15 protein-coding genes and 1 pseudogene are annotated in these 23,735 nt (G+C 60.4%); 8 read left to right on the top strand and 8 right to left on the bottom strand.

The window, feature by feature from the left end; genetic code table 11:
- Window positions 1-132 precede the first annotated feature (132 nt).
- The 6 genes from JIO00_RS13450 to tpx form a co-directional block, all read right to left on the bottom strand.
- Window positions 133-2,232 (bottom strand): putative bifunctional diguanylate cyclase/phosphodiesterase, encoded by a 2,100-nt coding sequence (locus tag JIO00_RS13450; RefSeq protein ID WP_200668457.1) that lies wholly within the window; start codon window positions 2,230-2,232, stop codon window positions 133-135.
- Window positions 2,233-2,439: 207 nt separating this feature from the next.
- Window positions 2,440-3,921: an efflux transporter outer membrane subunit gene (locus JIO00_RS13445; RefSeq protein ID WP_010459914.1), complete on the bottom strand. Its 1,482-nt coding sequence runs from the start codon at window positions 3,919-3,921 to the stop codon at window positions 2,440-2,442.
- On the bottom strand, window positions 3,918-7,025 hold the full coding sequence (locus JIO00_RS13440; RefSeq protein ID WP_010459913.1) for an efflux RND transporter permease subunit: 3,108 nt from the start codon (window positions 7,023-7,025) through the stop codon (window positions 3,918-3,920). Before JIO00_RS13440 ends, JIO00_RS13445 begins: the two co-directional genes overlap by 4 nt.
- Entirely contained in the window at window positions 7,022-10,126 is a 3,105-nt protein-coding gene (locus JIO00_RS13435; RefSeq protein ID WP_010459912.1) for an MdtB/MuxB family multidrug efflux RND transporter permease subunit, read from the bottom strand. Before JIO00_RS13435 ends, JIO00_RS13440 begins: the two co-directional genes overlap by 4 nt.
- The gene (locus JIO00_RS13430) at window positions 10,123-11,439 is read right to left on the bottom strand and encodes an MdtA/MuxA family multidrug efflux RND transporter periplasmic adaptor subunit (protein WP_145307333.1); all 1,317 of its coding nucleotides are present in this window, start codon (window positions 11,437-11,439) and stop codon (window positions 10,123-10,125) included. Before JIO00_RS13430 ends, JIO00_RS13435 begins: the two co-directional genes overlap by 4 nt.
- Window positions 11,440-11,883: 444 nt before the next feature.
- Window positions 11,884-12,384 (bottom strand): thiol peroxidase, encoded by a 501-nt coding sequence (gene tpx, locus JIO00_RS13425; RefSeq protein ID WP_010459910.1) that lies wholly within the window; start codon window positions 12,382-12,384, stop codon window positions 11,884-11,886.
- Between the two features lie 495 nt (window positions 12,385-12,879).
- Between tpx and JIO00_RS13420 the strand changes: the two genes are divergently transcribed.
- From JIO00_RS13420 to JIO00_RS13390, 7 genes and pseudogenes are all read left to right on the top strand, one after another.
- The gene (locus JIO00_RS13420; RefSeq protein WP_010459909.1) at window positions 12,880-13,305 is read left to right on the top strand and encodes a YciI family protein; all 426 of its coding nucleotides are present in this window, start codon (window positions 12,880-12,882) and stop codon (window positions 13,303-13,305) included.
- A 322-nt stretch (window positions 13,306-13,627) separates the two neighbouring features.
- Window positions 13,628-13,840, top strand: a complete 213-nt coding sequence (locus JIO00_RS13415) for a hypothetical protein (protein WP_145307337.1) — start codon at window positions 13,628-13,630, stop codon at window positions 13,838-13,840.
- A 16-nt stretch (window positions 13,841-13,856) separates the two neighbouring features.
- Window positions 13,857-15,257 (top strand): DUF1254 domain-containing protein, encoded by a 1,401-nt coding sequence (locus tag JIO00_RS13410; protein WP_200668456.1) that lies wholly within the window; start codon window positions 13,857-13,859, stop codon window positions 15,255-15,257.
- 55 nt (window positions 15,258-15,312) lie between these two features.
- A pseudogene (locus tag JIO00_RS13405) lies at window positions 15,313-15,582 on the top strand (hypothetical protein); the annotation flags it as partial.
- The gene (locus JIO00_RS13400) at window positions 15,579-16,607 is read left to right on the top strand and encodes an HAD family hydrolase (RefSeq protein WP_200668455.1); all 1,029 of its coding nucleotides are present in this window, start codon (window positions 15,579-15,581) and stop codon (window positions 16,605-16,607) included. The pseudogene JIO00_RS13405 and the gene JIO00_RS13400, both read left to right, overlap by 4 nt.
- A 145-nt stretch (window positions 16,608-16,752) precedes the next feature.
- On the top strand, window positions 16,753-18,126 hold the full coding sequence (locus JIO00_RS13395) for a J domain-containing protein (RefSeq protein WP_200668454.1): 1,374 nt from the start codon (window positions 16,753-16,755) through the stop codon (window positions 18,124-18,126).
- Entirely contained in the window at window positions 18,123-19,118 is a 996-nt protein-coding gene (locus JIO00_RS13390; protein WP_200668453.1) for a DUF3829 domain-containing protein, read from the top strand. Before JIO00_RS13395 ends, JIO00_RS13390 begins: the two co-directional genes overlap by 4 nt.
- A 136-nt stretch (window positions 19,119-19,254) precedes the next feature.
- Here the strand turns inward: JIO00_RS13390 and JIO00_RS13385 are convergent, their stop codons facing one another.
- Entirely contained in the window at window positions 19,255-19,926 is a 672-nt protein-coding gene (locus tag JIO00_RS13385; RefSeq protein WP_010459901.1) for a DUF3313 domain-containing protein, read from the bottom strand.
- A 214-nt stretch (window positions 19,927-20,140) separates the two neighbouring features.
- Between JIO00_RS13385 and JIO00_RS13380 the strand changes: the two genes are divergently transcribed.
- Window positions 20,141-22,495 (top strand): tetratricopeptide repeat protein, encoded by a 2,355-nt coding sequence (locus JIO00_RS13380; protein WP_200668451.1) that lies wholly within the window; start codon window positions 20,141-20,143, stop codon window positions 22,493-22,495.
- 115 nt (window positions 22,496-22,610) lie between these two features.
- Here JIO00_RS13380 and JIO00_RS13375 read toward each other — a convergent pair whose 3' ends face one another.
- The gene (locus tag JIO00_RS13375; RefSeq protein WP_083376859.1) at window positions 22,611-23,579 is read right to left on the bottom strand and encodes a hypothetical protein; all 969 of its coding nucleotides are present in this window, start codon (window positions 23,577-23,579) and stop codon (window positions 22,611-22,613) included.
- Between the last annotated feature and the right edge of the window lie 156 nt (window positions 23,580-23,735).

Raw genomic sequence — 23,735 nt, 5'->3', positions numbered from 1 at the left:
ACTTCCCCTTCACGCGTAAGCAATCGGGGGCAAGAATAACCTCCATTGCCGGCTTTTGCATGGACTCACATCAACTGAACTCGCCAACGCTGTGTGCATTGGGGTCTCTGTAGACGCCGTCGCCCCTCACGATCAGGCAGGCTCGACAGCGGCCACAGGCACCCATCGTTCACCACGGACGATGTCGGCCATGAAGCGATCCGCCGGCAGCGGGTGCCCGAGCAGGTAGCCCTGCAACGAATCGCAACCGAGTTTGGTCAGGAAGTCTTGCTGGACACCGGTCTCGACGCCTTCGGCGACAATGCGCAAGCCCAGCGCCTGGCCGAGCGCGACGATGGCGGACACGATGGCGGCGTCGTCACTGTCGTGTTCCAGATCGCGGACAAAACCGCGGTCGATCTTCAGCTCATTGGCCGGCAGGCGCTTGAGGTACATCAAGCTCGAATAACCCGTGCCGAAGTCATCGATGGACAGATCGACACCCATTTCCGAGAGTTCCTGAAGCACCGTCATGCTCGCATCGGCATCGCTCATGGCGGTGGTTTCGGTGATTTCAAGGGTCAGGCTGTTGGCCGGCAACTGATGCCGGGCCAAGGCGTTGGAGACGCTCTTGACCAGGCCCGTATGGCAGAACTGCAACGCCGAGAGGTTCACCGCAATGCGCCAGTCGGTGTAGCCGAGCACGTACCACTCGCGCATCTGGCGGCAGGCTTCGTTCAGCACCCATTCACCAATGGGAATGATCAGCCCGGTCCTTTCCGCCAGCTCGATAAACTTGTCCGGCAGCAGCATGCCCTGGGTCGGATGCTCCCAACGCAGCAACGCCTCAGCACCCACCGGACGACCATTGCTGGCGTCGAACTTGGGTTGGTAATAGAGGCTGAACTGCTGCTGATCGAGGGCATTGCGCAAATCCTGGAGCAGTTGCAGCTGTTTACGCGCGTTGCTGTTCATCGAGGCGTCGAAGAAGCTGTAGCCGTTTTTCCCGGCGCCCTTGGCGTGGTACATCGCAGCGTCGGCGTTCATCAGCAATTCCTGGGCGGTCTGGCCGTTGCCCGGGTACAGCGCGATGCCAAGGCTGGCGGAAATCTGCAGGTCTTGCTCGGCGACCCGGAACGAACTGCCGATCAACCCGACCTGCCGCGAGGCGACGTTCAGCGCGTCATTTGGCTCGCTGAGGCGTACCAGCAGGACGAATTCATCGCCGCCGATCCGCGCCAAGGTGTCCTGACTGCGCATGTCTTCGCGCAGACGTAAACCGACCTCACGCAACAACTGATCGCCCATGTGGTGGCCGAAGGCATCGTTGACCGGTTTGAAGCCGTCGAGGTCGATAAACATCAGCGCAAAGCAACCGCCCTGCTCCTGAACCTTGGACATGGCCTGTTCGATACGGTCGGCCAGCAACATGCGATTGGGCAACCCGGTCAGGGTGTCGTGCAGGGCCAGTTGGGTCAGTTCGCGATTGGCTTGCGTCAACGAGCGCGCAAGATCCGCGGTGCGGGCTTCAAGACGCGCATCGAGAACCGAGGTCAACAAGGCGATGCTCAATACCGCAAGCGTGGTGATCAGCACCAGGTTGTCGAGGCCTTTGCCGTTCAAGCCGCTGAGGGCGGCGCCACAGAAACTGCCGTCCGGGAAGCGTGCCGCCGCCATTCCGGTGTAATGCATGCCGACGATGGCCAGGCCCATGATCACCGCCGCACCGGCGCGAAACAGGCCCACATACGGCGTGTGCTGGCGCAGGCGGAAGGCGATCCATAACGCGGCGCCGGAAGCACCGACGGCGATGAGCAGCGATGCACCAAACAGCGTCGGGTCGTAATCGATGCCCGGCTGCATGCGCATGGCCGCCATGCCGGTGTAATGCATGGCACTGATCCCGGCGCCCATGATCAGCGCGCCGAACGCCAGTTGCCAGGACGGCAACCGGGGCTGACTGACCAGCCACAGGGCAAAACCGCAGGACAGGATCGCGGTCAGCAGCGACAGGGACGTAAGGCTGAAGTCGTAACCCAGATCGATGGGCAAGGTGAACGCGAGCATGCCGATAAAGTGCATCGACCACACGCCCACGCCCATGGCAAAGGCGCCGCCCGCGGTCCAAAGGAACACGGCACGGCCCTTGGCGGTGGCAATGCGTTCGGTCAGGTCGAGCGCGGTATAGGAGGCGAGAATCGCTACACAGAGCGAAATGATAACCAGCGTGGGGGAATAGCTACCGATGAGCATGTGACTTCTCGCGATCGCCCCCCGTACTGCTTCCGTTCTCGGCAGGGCAAATCGGGCGATTGTACTGATTGCGCAAAAGAACGCACTGACAAAGTAATCAAATGGCCATCAACCCGATGAAACGCTTGTTTGATCGCCCCAAAGGCTCAAGTTGATCGTTCCCAGGCTCTGCGTGGGAACGATCAACAAAGGGGTTGGGTGTCAGGGCTATTTGTTCTCGCTGACTTGAAGCGCCCCGTCCCAACCACCGCCCAGCGCTGCGATCAACTGCACACTGGCGATCAAGCGGCTCTGTAACAGACTCAACACGTTACGTTCGTTATTCAACGCCGTGGCCTGGATGACTACCACGTCCAGGTAAGCAATCAATCCGGCCTTGTATTGATTTCGCGTCAACCGCAGGGATTCACGCGCAGCATCCAGTGCTTCCTGGCGCACGCCGGCTTCGTCTTCCAGCACCTTAAGCTGAACCAGATAGTTTTCCACCTCGCGGAAACCATCGAGCACGGTCTGGCGGTACTTGGCGACGGTTTCGTCGTAGGCCGCTTCACTGCGATCGACCTCGGCCGAACGCTGGCCGCCATCAAACAGGGTCATGGCCAGTTGCGGCCCTACCGACCAGAAGCGGTTCGGCACGCTGATCCAGTTGGCATAGGTGCTGCTGCTGTAACCGCCGTTCAGGCTCAGGGTCAGGTCCGGGTAGTAGGCGGCCTTGGCCACGCCGATGTTGGCGTTGGCCGCCATCACCGAACGCTCGGCGGAAGCGATGTCCGGGCGACGTTCGAGCAGCTGCGACGGCAGGCCCAGCGGCACTTCAGGCAATGCCGGGATGGTCTTGGTTTCGGCCAGGCTGAACTCGGCGGGTGGTAGCCCGATCAGCACCGCGATGGCGTTCTCGAACTGGGCACGCTGCCAGATCAGATCGACCATGTCCGCCTGGGTGCTTTTAAGCTGGGTCTGCGCCTGGGCCACCGCGTCCTTGCCGGAGACACCGGCGCGGTACTGGTTTTCGGTCATTTTCAGCGAGCGCTGATAGGCCTCGACGGTCGCTTCCAACAGGCGTTTCTGTTCGTCGATCACCCGCAATTGCAGGTAGTTCTGCACCAGCTCCGATTGCTGGCTCAGGCGCATCGCCGCCAGGTCGGCGAAGCTGGCTTCGGCGTTGGCGGTGTCGGCTTCCAGGCCCCGACGCAATTTGCCCCAGATATCCGCCTCCCAACTGACCCCGGCCTGCGCGGTGTAGGTGTCGCGAATCCCGCTGGAGGAACTGGTCAAACTCGAACTGCTGCTGCCGGTACCCTGGCTGGAACGATTTTTCCCGACTGTAAGGTCCACCGTCGGAAAAAACGCGCCCCGGGCACTGCGCACCAAGGCTTGGGCCTGACGGTACTGGGCTTCAGACTGGGCGACAGTCTGGTTGGAGCGGTTGAGTTTTTCGATCAGGCCGTTGAGCTGCTGATCGCCATACAACTCCCACCAGGCACCACGGGCCAGTGAATCACTCGGGCTGGCCTGACGCCAGCCGGCGGCTTCCTTGTATTGCACCGGCGCGGCGGCTGGCGGGCGCTGGTAGTCCGGGCCGACAGCGCAAGCGCTGAGCATCGCCACGCACAGCGCCAGGCTCAACAAACGCGAGCCTCGGGCGGCTGCCAGTGGCGTGGCCAGATTGATAAGCGAACGGTCAGTCATAGCGGAGTTTCCAGAGCAGCATCGGTACGCACGCCACGCCATTTGTTGAAGCGATGGCGCAGTTTGTCGAGATAGAGGTAAACCACCGGGGTGGTGTAAAGGGTCAGCACCTGGCTGAAAATCAGCCCGCCGATGATGGTCAGGCCCAGCGGCTGACGCATTTCCGCGCCTTCGGCACGGCCCAACAGCAACGGCAACGCGCCGAGGATCGCCGCCAGGGTGGTCATCAGAATCGGCCGCAGACGTTGCAGACAGGCACTGCGAATCGACTCCAGCGGCGCCAGGCCCTGCTGGCGCTCCAGTTGCAGCGCGAGGTCGATCATCAGGATGGCGTTTTTCTTGACCACGCCGATCAGCAGGAACAGCCCGAGCAACGAAATCAGGCTGAACTCGCCGCCCAGCGCGTAGATCGACAGCAACGCGCCAACCCCGGCCGACGGCAATGTCGACAAAATCGTCAGCGGATGAATGTAGCTTTCATACAGCACGCCCAGCACCAGATAGACCGCCACCAGCGCGCCGAGAATCATCCACGGCTGGCTCTTCTGGGTGGCGGCGAAGGCATCGGCGGTGCCGGCCATTTTCGCAATGACATCTTCCGGCAGGCCCACCTTGGCAACTGCGCGCTCGATGGCGGCGCTGCCCTGCTCCACCGTGACGCCTTCCGCCATGTCGAAGGCAATGCTTTCGGAGGCGAACTGGCCTTCATGGCTGACCCGGTCATCTTCCAGACTGTTTTCATAGTGCGCGATGGTCGACAGCGGAATTCTCGCACCGTCGGCGGTGATCACTTGCACCTGCTTGAGCGTGATCGGGTCCTGGGCGTATTTCGGATTGACCTCCATCACCACCTGGTATTGGTTGAGGCTGTCGTAAATCGTCGAGATCTGCCGCTGGCTGTAGGCGTTGTTCAACACCGAGGTGACCATGTCCATGTCGACCCCCAAGCGTTTCGCCTGATCGCGGTCGACGATCAGCGTTACTTGCTGGGCGCCCCGACCTTCACGGGCATCGATCGCCGTCAACTCTGGCAACGCTTTCAAAGCGGCGACGACTTTCGGGTACCACTGGCGCAATGCGCCCAGATCACCGCTTTGCAAGATGTAGGAATACTGCGCAGTGGTCTGTTCACGCCCCCCGCCGAACTGCAAGTCCTGGTCCGCCATCAGCATCAACTGCGCACCAGGGACCTTGGGCATTTCCTTGCGCAGGCGCTCGATGACTTTCTGCGCGGAAATGTTGCGTTCCTTGATCGGCTTCAAGCGCACCAGCATAAAGGCGTTGTTGGTGCCGTTGGTGCCGCCGATGAACCCGGCGACGCTTTGCACCGCATCGTCCTTGAGCACGGCACGGCGGAACGTTTCCATTTTCGGCTGCATGACGCTGAACGACAGACCGTCGTCGCCGCGCACAAAACCGATGAGCTGGCCGGTGTCTTGTTGCGGCATAAACGTTTTAGGAACAACGACATACAACGCAATGTTAACGCCGACTGTCACGATCAGGCTGAGCAAGGTCAGCCGGCGGTGACGCAGCACCCAGTCGAGGCTGGTGGCGTATTTGCCGACCATCCACTCGTTGGCCCGCTGGCTCCAGCGCTGCAAACGGTTTTCCTGCCCCGGCGTGTGCGGCTTGAGCCAACGGGCGCAGAGCATCGGCGTCAGCGTCAGCGAGACCACCAGCGAGACCACGATGGACGCTGCCAAGGTGATGGAAAACTCGCGGAACAGGCTTTCGACAATCCCGCCCATGAACAGGATCGACAGGAACACCGCCACCAGCGAGACGTTCATCGACAGTAACGTGAAGCCGACTTCCTCAGCGCCGAGGTAGGCGGCCTTCATCGGCGGCACACCTTCATCGATGTGCCGGGAAATGTTCTCCAACACCACGATGGCGTCGTCCACCACCAGCCCGGTGGCCAGGATCAGCGCCATCAGCGACAGGTTGTTCAGGGAGAACCCGTACAGGTACATCACCGCAAACGTGCCGACCAGCGACACCGGCACCGCCAGGGTCGGAATCAGCGAGGCGCGGAAGTTACCGAGGAACAGGAACACCACCAGAATCACCAGCGCCACGGCGATCAGCAGGGTCATTTCCGCTTCGTGCAACGTCGCCTTGATCACCGGCGAGCGGTCCATCGCCAGGTTCAGCTTGACGCTGGCCGGCAGCACCGCCTGCAACGCCGGCAGCTGAGCCTTGATTTCGTTGACCGTCTCGATGATGTTCGCACCGGCCTGGCGGTTGATCACCAGCAGCACCGCCGCGTCATTGTTGAAGAAGCCGCTGTTGTAACGGTCCTCGACGCCATCGCTGACCTTGGCCACGTCTTTCAGGCGCAATGCCGCGCCGTCGGCGTAGTGGATGATCAGCGATTCGTAATCCTTGGCCTTTTCCAGTTGATCGTTGGCCTGCACCTGCCACAGCCGCTGGCCGTCTTCGACCGAGCCCTTGGGCCGGCGCACGTTGGCATTGGCGATGGTGTTGCGCACATCGTCCAGGGCCACGCCGTACTGGTTGAGCGCCTGGGGTTCGAGTTCGATGCGCACCGCCGGCAGGGAGCTGCCGCCGATCTGCACCTCACCGACGCCCTGCACCTGGGACAGGCTCTGGGACAGGATCGTCGAGGCCAAATCATAGAGCTGGCCTTTTTCCAGCACGTCGGAGGTCAGCGACAGCACCATGATCGGCGCCTGGGACGGGTTGACCTTCTTGTAGGTCGGCATGCTGCGCATCCCGCTCGGCAGCAGGTTGCGCGAGGCGTTGATGGCCGCTTGCACTTCCCGGGCCGCACCGTTGATGTCGCGGTCGAGGTCGAACTGCAAAATCACCCGGGTCGAGCCCTGGCTGGAGCGGCTGCTCATGGTGTTGACGCCGGCGATGGCGCCGAAGGAGCGTTCCAGCGGCGTGGCCACGGTCGAGGCCATAACCTCAGGGCTGGCGCCGGGCAAGCTGGCCTGGACCACGATCACCGGGAAATCCATCTGCGGCAACGGCGACACCGGCAACAGGCCGAAGCTCACGCCGCCCAGCAGCATGATCGCCAGGCTCAGCAGCATGGTCGCGACCGGCCGCTTGATGAAAGGTCCGGACAGGTTCATGGCTGCTCTACCGCTTCCGCGGCTTCAGACTTGCGACCCCAGCGCCGACCGAGACGGTCGAAATACAGGTAGATCACCGGCGTGGTGAACAACGTCAGCACCTGACTCAGCAGCAAACCGCCAACCATCACCAGGCCCAACGGCTGGCGCAATTCAGCGCCGGAACCGGTGGCCAGCATCAACGGCACCGCACCAAACAATGCCGCCAGGGTAGTCATCAGGATGGGCCTGAAACGCAGCAGCGCCGCTTGATAAATCGCGGTTTCCGGGTCCATGCCCTGATTGCGCTCGGCGTCGAGGGCGAAGTCGATCATCATGATCGCGTTCTTTTTCACGATGCCGATCAGCAAAATGATGCCGATGATCGCGATCATGCCCAGGTCATTGCCGCTCAACAACAACGCCAGCAAGGCGCCGACCGCCGCCGAGGGCAAGGTCGAGAGAATGGTGATCGGGTGGATGTAGCTCTCGTAGAGCACGCCGAGCACGATGTACATGGTCACCACCGCCGCCAGAATCAGCAGCAAGGTGCTCGACAACGATGCCTGGAATGCCTCGGCGGCGCCCTGGAACTGGGTCTGCACGCCAATCGGCATGCCGATGTCTTTCTGCACTTGTTCGATGATTTCCACCGCGTGCCCCAGCGCCACGCCGGGTGCGAGATTGAAGGACATCATCACGGCCGGGAATTGGCCGATGTGAGTGATCGCCAGTTGCGCCTGACGCTCCTCGATGCGCGCCAGGCTGGACAGGCGCACTTGCCCGCCGTCGGTGGTCTTGACGTGAATCTGGTTCAGCGCATCCGGGCCGATCTTCTCGCCGGACTGCGATTGCAGCACCACGCGGTACTGGCTGGCCTGGGTGTAAATGGTGGAAATCTGCCGCTGGCCGAAGGCGTCGTACAGCGCATCGGTGATGTTCGACACCGATACGCCGACCCGCGACGCTGCATCGCGGTCAATCACCAGATAGACCTGCAAGCCCTTGTCCTGCAAGTCGCTGGCGACGTCGGTCAACTCCGGGCGTTGCGTCAGTGCGTCCACCAGGCGACCGCTCCACAGGCTGAGCAACTCGGAATCTGGCGAAGACATGCTGAACTGGTATTGCGTGCGGCTGACACGGTCTTCAATGGTCAAGTCCTGCACGGGCTGCATGAACAGGCGAATGCCGACCAGCTTGTCCAGTTCCGGTTGCAGACGGGCGATCACTTCGGTGGCGCTCAGGTCGCGGTTGCTGTGGGACTTGAGGTTGATCAGCAGGCGACCGCTGTTGAGCGTCGAGTTGTCGCCGTCGACACCGATGTAGGACGACAGGCTCTCCACCGCCGGATCGGCCAGGATCACCTTGGCCAGTTCCTGCTGCCGCTCGCTCATCGCCGCAAAGGAAATCGACTGCGGCGCCTCGGAAATGCCCTGGATAACGCCCGTGTCCTGCACCGGGAAAAAGCCCTTGGGCACGATCAAATACAGGAACACGGTCAGCGCCAGGGTGCCGATGGCTACCATCAGCGTCAGCGGTTGATGCTTGAGAACCCACTTTAACTTGCGGCCGTAAGCCGCGATCATCCAATCAATTGTCGCGCCGCTGGCCCGGTAGAAACGGCCCTGCTCTTCTTCCTTGGGTTCACGTTTCAACAACCGTGCGCACATCATCGGCGTCAGGGTCAGCGACACGACCAGGGAAATCAGGATCGCCACCGCCAAGGTGATGGCGAATTCGCGGAACAAGCGCCCCACCACGTCCGCCATGAACAACAGCGGGATCAGTACCGCGATCAAAGACAGGGTCAGGGAAATCAGGGTAAAGCCGATCTGCTTGGCGCCCTTCAGCGCCGCATTAAGGGGACTGTCCCCTTCTTCGATAAACCGGGAAATGTTCTCCAGCATCACGATCGCATCGTCCACCACGAAACCGGTGGCGATGGTCAGGGCCATCAAGGTCAGGTTGTTGACCGAGAAACCGGCGAGGTACATCACGCCGAATGTGCCGATCAACGACAGCGGTACGGCCACCGACGGAATGATCGTGGCGCTGAAGCGGCGCAGGAACAGAAACGTGACCATGACCACCAGCGCGATGGCGATCAGCAATTCGTGCTGCACGTCGGTGACGGAGGCGCGGATGGTCTGGGTGCGGTCGGTGAGGACCGTGACGTCGAGGCCGGCCGGCAGGTTGTCGGTGATGCTCGGCAGCAAGGCCTTGATACGGTCGACCACCTCGATAACGTTCGCGCCGGGCTGACGCTGAATGTTCAGCAACACCGCCTGGTTTTCATTGGCCCACGCCGCCAGGCGTTCGTTCTCGGCGCCGTCGACAATCTCGGCCACGTCCTTGAGGCGCAGCGGCGCGCCGTTGGCGTAGGCCAAAATCAGGTTGGCATAGTCCTTCGGCGAGGTCAGTTGGTCGTTGGCATCGAGCATCGAGACCCGGGTCGGGCCGTCGAAGTTGCCCTTGGGCTGGTTGACGTTGGACGCGCCGATCAGGGTGCGCACATCCGACAGGTTCAAGCCGTTGGCCGCCAACGCCTCCGGGTTGACCTTGATCCGCACCGCCTGGCGCTGGCCGCCGGCAATGCTGACCATGCCGACGCCGCTGATCTGGGCGATTTTCTGCGCCATGCGCGTATCGACCAAGTCGTTAAGCTTGGGCAACAGCATGGTTTTGGAGGTGATGGCCAGGGTCAGCACCGGGGTGTCCGCCGGGTTGACCTTGTTGTACACCGGCGGTGCCGGCAGGTCCTTGGGCAGCAGATTGGTCGCAGCGTTGATCGCGGCCTGCACCTGCTGTTCGGCGACGTCCATGTTGATGTCGAGGCTGAAACGCAGGGTCAGCACCGACGCGCCACCGGAACTGGTCGACGCCATCTGAGTCAGGCCGGGCATCTGCCCGAACTGACGCTCCAGCGGCGCGGTCACGGCGCTGGTCATGACATCCGGGCTGGCGCCGGGATACAGCGTCATGACGCGGATGGTCGGGTAATCCACCTGAGGCAATGCCGACACCGGCAGCAGCCGATAAGCAATCACGCCCGCCAGGATAATGGCCAGCATGCTCAGCGTGGTGGCGACCGGGCGAAGGATGAACAGCCGCGAGATGTTCATGCGCCGCCCTTTTTCGCCTTGTCGGTGGTCGCCGGCTCAGCCGAGCTGGCTGCCGACTTGCCTTGCAGGTGCCCGGTCGGGGTGGTCGGCACGTCCTTGGTGTCGTTGACCACCTCCACTTCGCTGCCTTCCTTCAGGCGGTCGGTGCCTTCGAGGACCACACGGTCCCCAGGCGCCAGGCCTTCGGTAATCACCGTGTTTTCACCGTCACTGGCACCGACTTTCAACTGGCGGATCGCGACTTTCTTGTCACCGTCCAAGGCGTAGACGAAGGTGCCGTTAGTGCCGAACTGAATCGCCGCCGATGGCGCGAGCACCACGTCTTTCAAGGTGTCGGCCAGCAGGTGGACGTTGACGAACTGATTGGGGAACAGCGCCTGATCACGGTTCTCGTAGCGTGCCTTGAATTTCAGGGTGCCGGTGGTCACGTCGATCTGGTTGTCCAGGCTCTGCAACACACCGGTGGCCTGCAACTTGGTGTCACCACGGTCCCAGGCTTCGGCCGGCAATTTGGCGCCGGTGCGGTAGCGTGCCAGGACGATGTCGAGGCTGTTTTCCGGCAAGGTGAAGGCGACGCTGATCGGCTGGGTCTGGGTGATGATCGCCAGCGCCGTGGTGTCGTTGGCCGCCACCAGGTTGCCGACGTCCAGCTGCCGCAGACCCACGCGCCCGGTAATCGGGGCGCGGATCCTGGTGAATTCGAGATTGAGCTTGGCGTCGTTGACCGCCGCCTGATTGGTCTTGACCGTGCCCTGGTACTGGGCGACCAGTGCTTCGGCGGTGTCCAGGGTTTGCTTGGCGATGCTGTCTTCCTTGAACAGGCCGCGATAACGCTCGACGTCGACCTGCGCGTTTTTCAGTTGTGCCTGGTTCTGCAGCAGCGTGCCTTCGGCCTGGAGCAAGGCGTTCTGGTAAGGGCGCGGATCGATTTCAGCCAGCAGGTCGCCGGCCTTGACCATCTGCCCTTCTTCGAAGGAAATCTTCATCAGTTCGCCGCCAACCCGACTACGCACATTGATGGTGTTCAGTGCGGTAACGGTGCCCAGTGCCTTGTAGTACAGCGGAAAATCACCCTTGACCGCCGGCGCCACGCGCACCGGGATCGGTCCGGTCGCCCCGCCGAAGCCAGGACGCATCCCCCCCGACTTGCCTGTGTGGCCGGCCACGGCTTTCGGCGCAGCTCCGTCCTTATTGGCAGTGCCGGCGGGCCAGAATTTCCAGCACAGGCCCGCGATGACCAACAGGACAAGCAGGCCGAGCAGCCAGCGACGAGGATTACGGGAAGCGGAGGATTGCATGGAATGATCAACCATTGGGCGCGTGAGCTTCTTTCTACAGGAGGCTGAACGATAAGCACTGGTGGGCATTAAGCAAAGCGCCTTTACCGGCAATTTACCTTCGGCTTACGTAACAGGAGATTTATCTAAGACACTGAAGCACAAATGAAAACGGCCTGGACAGAGGGGGCGTTCTCAGCTGATTACCCCGCCGCGCCGGGTCTGCTGTTGTGCAGAGCTAGGCGCGAGAAGCGTGGTTTGGTCATTCCAAATAAGCTTCGAGCAACGCAGCCCTGCACAACAGCAGGCCCGGCCCTTCGGGTTGTGCCTTAAAGCGGGCCAGCCTGCGTTGCAGGCCTTGGAAAGGGAACAACCATTCCCAGCGGCCTGCGCCTTGCCTGGCCCGCTTTAAGGCGACAACGCGGCGGGGAAATTAACTGAGAACGCCCCCTCAGGCCGTTAACAATTGTAAAAGTAACCTTATTTCAGAACGGCGAGTGCCGCTTCGTAGTTCGGTTCTTCAGCAATTTCCTTGACCAGTTCGCTGTGCAGAACGTTGTCGTTTTCGTCCAGTACCACGACGGCACGGGCGGTCAGGCCTTTGAGCGGGCCGTCAGCGATGGCCACGCCGTAGTTCTCGATGAACTCGGCACCGCGCAGGGTCGACAGGTTCTGTACGTTTTCCAGGCCTTCGGCGCCGCAGAAGCGAGCTTGAGCGAACGGCAGGTCAGCGGAGATGCACAGCACCACGGTGTTGGCGATGTCGTTGGCCTGGGCGTTGAACTTGCGTACCGAAGTGGCGCAGGTCGGGGTGTCGACGCTTGGGAAGATGTTCAGCACTTTGCGCTTGCCGGCGAAGTTCGCCAGGGTCACGTCGGACAGATTGCCGGCAACCAGGGAAAAGGCTGGCGCCTTGGAACCGGCTTGTGGCAGTTGGCCGTTGACTTGAACCGGGGAGCCTTTAAGAGTGACTTGAGCCATGAACGGAGTCCTTCTGACGTTGTTGTGGAGAATTTTGAAGAGGCCGAAGTTAACCACGAAATGGCCCGACGACCTATGCCCGGATACAAATTGTGAAGTGTCGCCCCCTAAACTGGATACAACTCTTCCAAACGACACAGAAACCTGTAGGAGCGAGCCTGCTCGCGATAGCAGACGAACATTCAAAATGGATGTCGATTGGTACACCGCTTTCGCGAGCAGGCTCGCTCCCACAGGGTCGGATGCGTGCCCACTGTCTCAGCAACCGCAGCACATTTTGGTGCCGTGTCTCGAAAATCCGGCGCATATCAACGCACCACCGACAGCCGAACAGTTCGCGCAGCCGGTGTACAGCGTACCGCCCTCTCCCGCCTTCACCCGGCGTTCAAGATGAAAGGCAGCCACCGCCTCTACATTTCACACATTGCCTGTCGATTCGGCTCACGCCCATTCGACTAGACAGTGAATCACCCACCCTCCAGCGGAGATAAAACCATGCGATTCATGATCATTGTGAAAGCCAGCCCGGACTCCGAGGCCGGTGTGCTGCCCACCGAGGAATTGATGACAGCGATGGGCAATTACAACGAGGAACTGACCAAAGCCGGCATCCTCATCGACTGCGACGGCCTGCAACCGAGCAGCAAAGGCGCCCGTGTGCGTTTCTCCGGCGAAAAACGCACGGTCATCGACGGCCCGTTCGCTGAAACCAAGGAGTTGATTGCCGGTTACTGGATTTGGGAGGTCAAGTCGAAAGAGGAAGCGATCGAGTGGGTCAAACGCTGCCCCAATCCGATGCCGGGCACTGAGGCCGAGATCGAGATACGCCCGATCTACGGGGCAGAAGATTTTGGCGAGGAATTCACTCCGCAACTGCGCGAGCAGGAAGAACGGATACGCGAGCAGATGAAAAAGCGCTGAACATTGCAGGGGGTTAAGCGTCCAGCGCCACCTCATCAACACCTTTCTCGGGCAAGTCGATCACCACACCGCGCTCTCTTGCAGGTGCCAGGCTTGCCCGCGATGGCTTTTCTGCCACATCACCCAAGCCTCAGGTTTGCATTCAATTTCAATGCACAAAAAATACCGAAAACCTGAACAAACATCCAAAGCCCCCGTCCGGCTGGCGAATCCGACGTTAGCTGCTAACTTCAACAAACATGTCATACAGGCTTGATAGGAAAGAGATTACGCAGCAGTGGCAACCGCGACACAACTGCCTTTCGGTAAATAGGAGTCTCGTATGCACTGTGCAATTCGCTTGGCCGGCTACAGCCTGATGACCATGTTCGTCAGTTGCGGCGTCGGTGCCCAGGACCTCGATACCCAAATCCGCAAGGCGGCGCTGGAAAACAGTCTGCCGGCCCAAGAAGCGATCCTTTGTTTCTACACGGGTTCTATGGCGATCGCCCCCCCATCCCGTCCGGTACTCGACGCCGTCACAGCGGTGAAATGACGCCCAAGGGTTCACTATGACTAACCGCCTGTTGCTCACCGCGCTCTCGCTCGCCCTGAGCACCAGCGCATGGGCCGACTTCACTGCTACTCCCGAAGACGCCCGGGGCATCGCCAAGGAAGCCTACCTGTACGGATTTCCGGTGGTGGAGATGTACAAAACCCTCTACTCCCAAGCGGTTGACACAAAGAGCGCGAACTTCAAGGCGCCGTTCAACCGGATCGGCAACACCGCGAAGGCGTTCACCGCCAAGGACACCGCGTTCGTCACACCCAACGCCGACACACCCTACTCCTTTGTGTGGATGGACCTGCGCGCCGAACCCGCTGTGCTGACCTTGCCGCCCATCGACGAGCACCGTTACTACTCCGTGCAATTGATCGACGCCTACACGCAAAACTTTGCGTACCTGGGCACCCGCAGTACGGGCAACAACGGCGGGCATTTCATGGTCGCAGGCCCCAACTGGCAGGGTCAGCAACCGGTAAAAATGGATCGCCTGTTGCGCAGCGAAACCGACATCGCCTACGCCCTGTATCGCACGCAGCTGTTCGATGAAAAGGACCTGGCCCAGGTCAAGAAGATTCAGAAAGGCTACAAGGTCGAAACGCTGAGCCACTACGTCAAGCAGAAGGCCCCACCCGCCGCGCCGAAGATTGCCTGGCCCAAACCCACCCCGACCATGAGCGATACCCCTGATCTGTTCCGCTACCTTAACTTCATGCTGGCCTTCGCCCCGGCGCAGGACGCGGAATCGGACTTGCTCGCGCGCTTCAAGACCATCGGCATCGAGGCCGGCGAGCCTTTCAACCTGCACGACTTCACCGCAGAACAACGCCAGGCCCTGGAAGACGGTATCAGTGATGCCAAGGCCGAATTCGCCCGATTCAAGAAAGACAAAGTCGATACTCACGAGGTCACCAGCGGCGATTTCTACGGCACTCGCGATCACCTCAAGGGCAATTACCTGTACCGCTACGCTGGCGCCAACCTGGGGATTTTCGGCAACTCGGCCGAAGAGGCCAATTACATCGGCTATTTCATCGACAAGGACGGCAAGCCGCTCGACGCCTCGAAACACGATTACACCCTGCATTTCGACAAAGGCGCCCTGCCCCCGGCCGATGCGTTTTGGTCGCTGACGATGTACGACAGCAAGAACAAGTTGCTGGTGGCCAACCCGTTGAATCGCTACCTGATCAATTCGCGGATGCTGCCCGATCTCAAGCTCGATACCGACGGTGGCTTGACCCTTTATCTGCAAAACAATGCACCGGCCAAGGACCTGCGAAGCAACTGGCTGCCTGCGCCGGAAGGCCCGTTCTATGGGGTCTTGCGCCTTTACCTGCCACAACCCGAAGTTGCCAGCGGGAAGTGGAAAATGCCGCTGCTAAACCCCGTGCCGGCTAAACCATGAATTCCCACCCCATAAACCGCAGGAGCACCCCGACCGACACACCCGGTGCAAAACTCCGGTGCAGATCGATGGCAAACCGGCACAACTGAGCGCCCTGTACCTCTGGGGCAGACGCAGCCGCCTGGGCCTGAAACCGGGCAACCTCGGCCCGCGCCTGCAAAACCTGTTGCGCGCCTGTTACAGCCGGCAACCGACCGAAGATCAGGCGTTGCGCCAACTGAAGAAATCCTTGGCTACGCTGCATAGTCAGACCTGTCACCACCCGCCCCCGGCAGCTGACGCGTTGCGCCCACTCAACCCTATTCACGAGAAGGACTTCCCATGACAAACCTGATGTCGACCCGCCGACGCCATGGGCTGAGGCTGCTGTTTGCGCTGGTCTTGAGCATGCCGCTGCTGGCCCTGGCAGCCGAACCCTTGCCCTCGTGGAACGACGGACCATCGAAGCAAAACATCATCGAGTTCGTCCAGGCAGTCACCGACCAATCCAGCAAGGACTTCGTCAAACCCGAGGACCGCATCGCCGTCTTCGACAATGACGGCACGTTGTGGAGCGAACAGCCGATGTATTTCGAGTTGCTGTTTGCCCTCGAAGAGGTCAAGCGCACCGCACCGCAACACCCGGAATGGAAAACCACCCAGCCCTTCAAAGCCGTGCTGGAAAACGATCACCAGGCCCTGGCTGCCACCGGTATGGACGGCATCCTGAAGATCTTCGGCGCCACCCACACCGGCATGACCACCGACGCCTTCGATGACTACGCCAAGACCTGGCTGAGCCAAGCCAAACATCCGAAAACCGGCAAGCCGTACACCGAGATGATCTTCCAGCCGATGCTGGAAATGCTCGATTACCTGCGCAGCCAGGACTTCAAGACCTACATCGTCTCCGGGGGCGACACCGCGTTCATGCGCGCCTTTGCCGAGAAGGTCTACGGCATTCCACCCGAGCAAGTGATCGGCACCACCTTTGTCACCGCGTTCCAGTTCAAGGACGGCAAGGCCTCGATCGTGCGCACCCCGAAACTGGCCCACAACGACGACGGCCCGGGCAAACCGGAAAGCATCGACGCAGTGATCGGGCGCCGGCCGATCCTCGCGTTCGGCAACTCCGATGGCGACCTGCAAATGCTGCAGTGGACCGCCGCCGGGCCGGGCAAACGCTTCATGGGGTTGGTGCACCACACCGACGCCAAGCGCGAATGGGCCTATGACCGTCAATCGCAGATCGGGCGTCTGGACAAGGCCCTGGACGAAGCCAAAACCCGTGGCTGGACGATTGTGGATATGGCATCCGAATGGCGCCAGATCTATCCGTTCGATGCGCCCGCTCCCGAGCAAGTGCAATAAAAAAAGCGTTACGCCGGACTGCAATAAACGTTTGTCGGTGACTGAAGGTAAGACCCGAGGACTTTTCGACGGGAAACAGGTAGGGTGCGCAAAATCAAATTGCCACCAGTGGACGCGTCCCGGGTTTCATGGAGTTGCACACGCAATGAGTTGCTGGACCACCCTTGGCCTCCCGGCCGATGCCGATACACGCAGTATCAAACGCCAATACGCAATCCTGCTCAAACAGACGCGCCCGGATGAAGACCCAGAGGGCTTTCAGCGTCTGCGTGAGGCGTATGAGCAAGCGCTGAGCATCAAGGAATGGGAGCAATTGCGCGAGGATGACTCGGGTAACGATGCCCCGTGGGACCTGAGCGGGCTGTCGGTGGTGGAAGTCGACACGCTGCAACGGGTCACGCGATCGCTGGACGGTGTCAGCCGTGTCGAGCTCGAACAACGTTATGCCGCCGCCCTCGAACATGGCGCGGCCGATGTGATGGAAGACGCCGTGCTCAGGCATTGCGTCGAACACTTCGAGACCTGTGAAACACTGCTCGAATGGGCAATGGAAACCTTTCACTGGTTCAGTCTCTGGCAGCGCCTGGAACTGGACGAAGAACTGATTGTAGAACTGTCGCTACAGCGCGAGCGCTTGGCGGAGCGTCGTGAAGCGCCGATATTTCTGGCCCGGCAACAACGCCTCGCCGCAGAACCCGCTGCCACGCCAGAGCATCGCGCCGCCCACTTGCTGCTGGCGCCGGGCCCATTCAGTCAGCGCCGAGCCCTGGCCCGACGCTTGCGCGAAGACGATTGGGTGCACTGTCGAAAGCTGAGCTCTGCGTTGTACGCCAACCACCCCGACATCTGCGCAGACCTGCCCGGCGGTACGCCGTTCTTCTGGCGTGACTGGGAACATACCTATGACAGCTGGCCGATTTACCTGGGTATTGTCCTGGCCTGTCTGGTCGGCACCTTTATTCAGTTCGCGCCGTTGGGCACGCGTCTGGGCGAATTGATCGGCGTCACGGTGTTCTGGTCGGTGATATTCGCGGTCGTCGGATGGGCACTCAACTGGCTGACGGCGCACTTTGCCCATCGCTTTTGGTGGCTGGACGATCGATTGAGTGTGCGCCTTTCGCCCTCGCTCATGCCCCTGCCGTTTGGAGTGCTGCGCGACTTGATTCCCTGCATTGCGATGGCGGCGGGCATTGGCAACGTGTATGGCGTGGTCGGCAGCATCGTTTACATCACGACACTGATGAGTGTCGGACTTATACGCCGACGGAAGGTCAAACCGCACGTTTCCTGGCAACACGCCAGCCCCTTGCTCAAGCGCAGCCTGATGGGCGCGGGCATTTTGGTACTGGTTTTAGTACTCGGCGTGTTCAAAGTGATCTCAAGCCAAAGTACGGTCAACCGCAACCAGGGCCTGCAACAGTGGACCGAACGCTTGTGCAGCCGGATGCCGGCCACCGCCAGCGAATGCAACGTGCCGGCCACTGTTGAGCAGTGGTACGGCCAGGAGAAACAGCCATGAACCCGAAATGGCTATTCCCGGTGGCGACCCTTGTGATGCTGATCCTGATGGGGCTGGCCGGCTCTTCGACATTCGTCGCCCGCATCGATTTGTGGCTGGATCAACACGACGCTCCGCTCACCGCACAGGCCAATGCCCTGAGCCCGATGATCGATTGCATCAACCGGGTCGACGTGCATTGGCGGGTGGCCTACGCACTGTACAAATCGCCGAAGCAACCTGCGGAACCGGTGCGAGACTGGATCACCAACCAGCATGATTTCGACGACAACGGTGCCCGTGATGCACCCGCCATTCAAAGGGATATCTGTTCGCCGAAAATCAGCGAAAAACTCAAGTTGCTGGACTACGACCCAACACTGGCGTTGAAAGCCGATGCCTACGCACAGGCATTACAGCAAGTGACGCCCTTTACGCAGCAAATCACCTTTTACCGACAGGCGCGTTTTTCGACCGCCATCAGTGAGGTGCAGCCCGCCTTTGCCGATCAATTCAGACCCAGGGCCGAGGACTACCTCACGGCGTCAACGGTACTGAGGCAGCAGGTTGAAGCGCTGGACCTTGAACAGCGGCGCGAGCAACTCAAACTGATCGAAACGCGCCTGGGCAAGGACATTCACTGGTATTTGCTGGCCTACATGATCCAGGCCAGGGACACGCTGAATCTTGTAACCGAGGGCGTGAACAATCGAACCCTGACGCCGCAGGCACTGGCTAAAGCCATCGCTGAACTGCAATTGGCCTGGGATTACCTGCAGCAGTTCGGCCAACGCCATATGCAGGAAACGCAAAAACGTAACGAAGCACCCAGTTATCTCTGGTCGCACATCGCCAGGCCGACTCAGAAGTATCTGGATGCCTTGAATGCGCTGCACAAGGACTGGAAGAACAAGGCTGAACCACAGCGATTGAGTGATGATTTTTATGCGGTGACGCGTGGATATGATTCGGTGATCAGCCATTACAACCGGCTGGCACGTGCTGAGTATTGAGTGATGTGTTGTTCTTGAGGCCGCCTGCGCGGGCAAGCCTTGCTCCTACAGGATCAGGTCGTTCATAAAGTTGACTAACGACTCAATACCGTAGGAGCGAGGCTTGCCCGCGAAGCGACCATCAAGCGTCAACGCATCACTTGGACTTAAGCTTTAGAAAAGACTGATGCAAATCCGACGCCCAACCATCAATCACGCCTTTCACGTCATCGGCCTTCATCACCTGAGACTCGTTTTCCAGCGGCTTGCCGGTGCCCTTGCGCACGACCTGGGCTAACACATGGTTATTGCCGCCATCGAGGAACACCGCTTCGGTGGCCAGATCGGTCTCTTGATCACGAATACCGCTGGCCGTGCTGACCGCCGCGGCCACCAGCGCAATCGGGATCACTTCATAAGGTTTCAGCCCTTCTGTCTTGCTGCTTACCGCCGTAATCGCGGCACGTACCACCATCACGCCCGGGCCAGGACCTGCGGCCAATGGCAGGGATTTACCCACCTCGCGCTTCAGCGCCTGGTCGTAGTAACCGGTGATGCCGTTGAGGGTCGCCTGGGGGATTTTCACCGTCGGTTGTGGTTTCGGATAGAGCTGGGTCGGCTCAATGTAGACGCTGGTGTATTGACGGATGTCGAGCTTGGGATCGACCCAGCGCATCACTGTCGCGCCCGAGGGTGACTTGGCTTCCTTGAGTTGACTGTAGTCCTTGAGAAAACCTGAATACTGGTCCGGCTCTACGACTTTGCTGGCACAGCCCACCACCCCGATCGAGGCAATGCACAACGTGCTCATCATTAACGCAAGCTTCATGCTGTAACTCCTGTCAGAAGGCCGACAACGGTATTGCATACGGGAATTACAGTTATAGCCAACGCACAGCGTGTTGTTGTCAAAAAGCACACTATTTATCTATCGCTGCGCAATGGCTCACAAGCGCCATTTGACAGACACAGAACCTCCGGCAAAGCTGCATCAAGCCTCAACGCACGCCTGACGGCAAATGCACTGGACTATGGAAGCTGCAATGCCGAAATATAAAAATAAAGCAGCAACCCCAACCCCTGATTCACCACCGACATTGATTAACCGTTACCTGTTTCCCGTAACCATCGGCGTCTTGCTGGTGGCCGTGGCGGCAATCGGCTGGTTTCTGCTGTACAGCACGCCAGCGCCGATCAATACCGTGCCCGTCAGTACGCCGACGGTTCAGCCGGCCAAAGCGCAACCCGTCGTCGTGACACCGGCGAAGATGGTCGATGAGCAACAATGCCGGGGCTGCCACAGCGAACAGATGAAAGATTGGCAAGGCTCCCATCACCAGTTGGCGATGCAGGAGGCCAATGCCGAAACGATGCTGGGCGATTTCAATAACGTCACGTTCAAGGCGCAAAACGAAACCACCCGTTTCTCGCGCAAGGACGACGGTTTCTGGGTCAACACGCCCGGGATTGACGGCAAGAATGCCGACTTCAAAGTGGCCTACACCTTTGGCATCGCGCCGTTGCAGCAATACCTGATAGAGGTCGGCGAAGGTCGCTTGCAAGCGCTGGGTGTGGCTTGGGATACCGAGAGAAACCGCTGGTTCCACCTCTATCCGGGCCAGGGCGTGAATTTCAAGAACCCGCTGCACTGGAGCAAGCCCAGCCAGAACGCCAATTTCATGTGTGTCGAATGCCACACCACTGGTTACAAGCGCAATTTCGACGCGGCCAAAAACACCTTCGACAGCCAGTGGAACAGCCTCGGTGTCGGTTGTCAGGCATGCCACGGGCCCGCATCCAACCACCTGGAATGGACGGCGAAGAAAGGCGGTCTGATCCACGCCGGCTTTGCGGTCGACCTCAAGGACAAGGACGCCACGGTCGAAATCGAAACCTGTGCCCGCTGCCATTCGCGCCGCGCACCGCTGGGCGACGGCTACACCGTTGGCAAGCGTTTGATGGACGACTACCTGCCGAGCCCCCTGACCCGCGAGCTGTACGCGCTGGACGGCAAGATCAAGGATGAAGTGTTCGAACACGGCTCCTTCGCCCAAAGCAAAATGCTCGACAAGGGCGTGCGTTGCAGCAACTGCCACAACCCCCACAGCACCGAACTCAAGGCCCCGGGCAACGGCGTTTGCCTGCAATGCCACAACACCGCCGGCAAGACTTCGGTGACAGGCGTCGATGGCAAGGGTTTGCAAGCCAAGAACTACGACTCCATCGAACACACCCGCCACACCCCGGGCCAGCCTGGCTCCCAATGCGTGGATTGCCACATGCCCGGCAAGTTCTACATGGGCAACGACTTCCGGCACGACCACAGCTTCAGCATTCCCAACCCGGAGCGGGCAAAAAAACTCGGCACGCCGGACGCCTGCCTGACCTGTCACCAAGGCAAGGCCGGCGACAAGGTCACTGAGCAATTCAAACTCTGGAACACCGCCACCACGGCGCAGGCGCCACGCTACGACGAAAGCCTGTGGCTGATTCGCAACGGCCAGCCCGGCGCCGCGCAAGCCTTGTACGAACAGTTGCAGCGCAGCAACCTGCCGGCGATTCAGCGCGCCACCTTGCTGGCAGAACTGCCGCTATACCCCAGCGAACAGGCCTTGAAACTCGCGACCAAGGACTTGAGCAACCCTGCACCGCAGGTGCGTGAAAGCGCAGTGCGGGCAATCAGTGCGTTCCTGCCGCCACCGGAGCGTGCGCCGCTGCTGACGCCGTTGCTGGACGATCCGGTGAAGGCGGTGCGGATCGTCGCGGCCCGAGACTTGCTGAGCGTCGCGCGTAACGGATTGGGCAGCGCCCAGGCCAACTGGAACGCGGCCATTGCCGAATACGAAGCGGTGCAAAAAAGCCTGGCCGAGCGCGCCGAGTCCAACCTGAACCTGGCGATGCTCTACCAGGCCAGCGGGCGCAACGACGAAGTCGAATCGCTGCTGCGCACCGCCCTCAAGCGTGATCCGGATTTCTACCCGGCGCTGGTCACGCTGGTGCAATGGCTGGAAGCCAATGGACGCGGCCAGGAAGCGCAGACGCTGTTGGCACAAAGCCTGAAAGAACACCCGGACAACGCCCTGCTGCAACACACCCAGGGCTTGGCGCTGGTGCGTGCGGGCCAGTCAGCGCAAGCCATGCCAGCCTTGCGCAAAGCCGCGCAACTGGAACCGCAGAACGCCCAATACGGCTACGTGCTGGCGGTGGCGTTGCACGACAGCGGCAAGGTTGATGAGGCATGCGAAGAGCTGGAGCGGTTGTTGAACGTGCAACCGGCCAACCGCAATGCGCGGTTGTCGCTGATCCAGTACTACCTGGATAACGGGCAGGAACCGAAGGCGCAGGTGCTGTTGCAACGCTGGAAGAAAATGAACGGGGGCGATCCGGCGTTGAAATGACCGATGGTTGACCCGAAGGCCTCTTCGCGGGCAAGCCTCGCTCCTACAGGGTTTATGCAATCCTGGTGGGAGCGAGGCTTGCCCGCGATGGCGTCAACCCGGTTTCAGATCGGATTTACCACGAAGAACCACTCTTCAACGCCAACTCCCGCCGGCTGTTCGCCCGCATCGCCTTGATCAGCGACACCGTGCCCACCAGGATAATCACCCCCGCGAACAAAAAGTCGATGGTGTACAGCTGGAAGTCCTTCATCGGCCCCACCAGCAACACCCGGATCGCGCCGATACTCACCAGCGTGGCGAGAAAATCGATCCCCGGTTCATCGCGATAGAACACGTGCAGCAGCGGCAGGCACAGCACCAGCAACAAGAGCAGCACGATCACCTTGAACGAGCCTTTGCGCTCAACGCTGAATGCACACTCGTGGGCGCCGTAGGCCTTGTAGTCTTCGTCGCGGATCATAGCGTTGCGTTCGTTGATGTAGTCGACGCGGTTGTACTTCTGGACCGGCGTGAACGTGTTCGACATCTCCATCAGCGTGGTGATGTTTTTGAACCTCAAGTCGATGCGCTCGTTGCCCTTGAGGTAATACAGCACCGGTTTGTAGCCATAACGGTAGGTATCGAAGGGAAAATCCGTGGCCCGGCCCTGCACTCCGATGGGCCTTGGCTCAAGTTCGGCGTAGGCGCTTTTGTTGGCCGACGCGAGGTTGCGGCTCAGCGGCTGGACCTTGACCTGCTCAAGGAACATCGGCGTGACGCCGAACGACCACTGCAAAGGTTCCAGACGCAGGCGCAGTTCGTTGCGGCCCAGGTCGTAGCGGTTGAAGGTGCGCTCGGACACCACCACGGCACCACTGAGCATGAACTCGCCGCGCACCGTGTTGGTGATGCGCAGCGTCAGTTGATCCTTGCCCAGTAGCACGGCATCGCTGGCCGGTGGCGTGCCGCACCAGGCCGTGCTGTCGAAGGCTCCGCCCAACTGGCCGTCACGGTTTTCCTTGAACACGTAAAAATAACTGGCCCACAGCGCCAACATCAGCAACAGCGCAATCAGCCCCAAAATCTTTTTGCCCACACTCAAACCAGACTCCTTTCTTTACCGACTCCCTGATGAGGCGTGGACTCTACCAAAATGCCATCAGCGGCCCAAGCAAAAATGCCGAGGGCGCGCCCGTAGCAGCTGTCGAGTTTGCGAGTCTGCGTTCGCCTGCGCAGCAGTCGAGAAATCAGTTTGCAC

It is taken from the genome of Pseudomonas sp. SW-3 (genome assembly GCF_016615645.1).
Taxonomy (GTDB): Bacteria; Pseudomonadota; Gammaproteobacteria; order Pseudomonadales; family Pseudomonadaceae; genus Aquipseudomonas; species Aquipseudomonas mandelii.
Note: the sequence above shows the minus strand (reverse complement) of the source record. Positions and strands in the feature narration are given on the sequence as shown.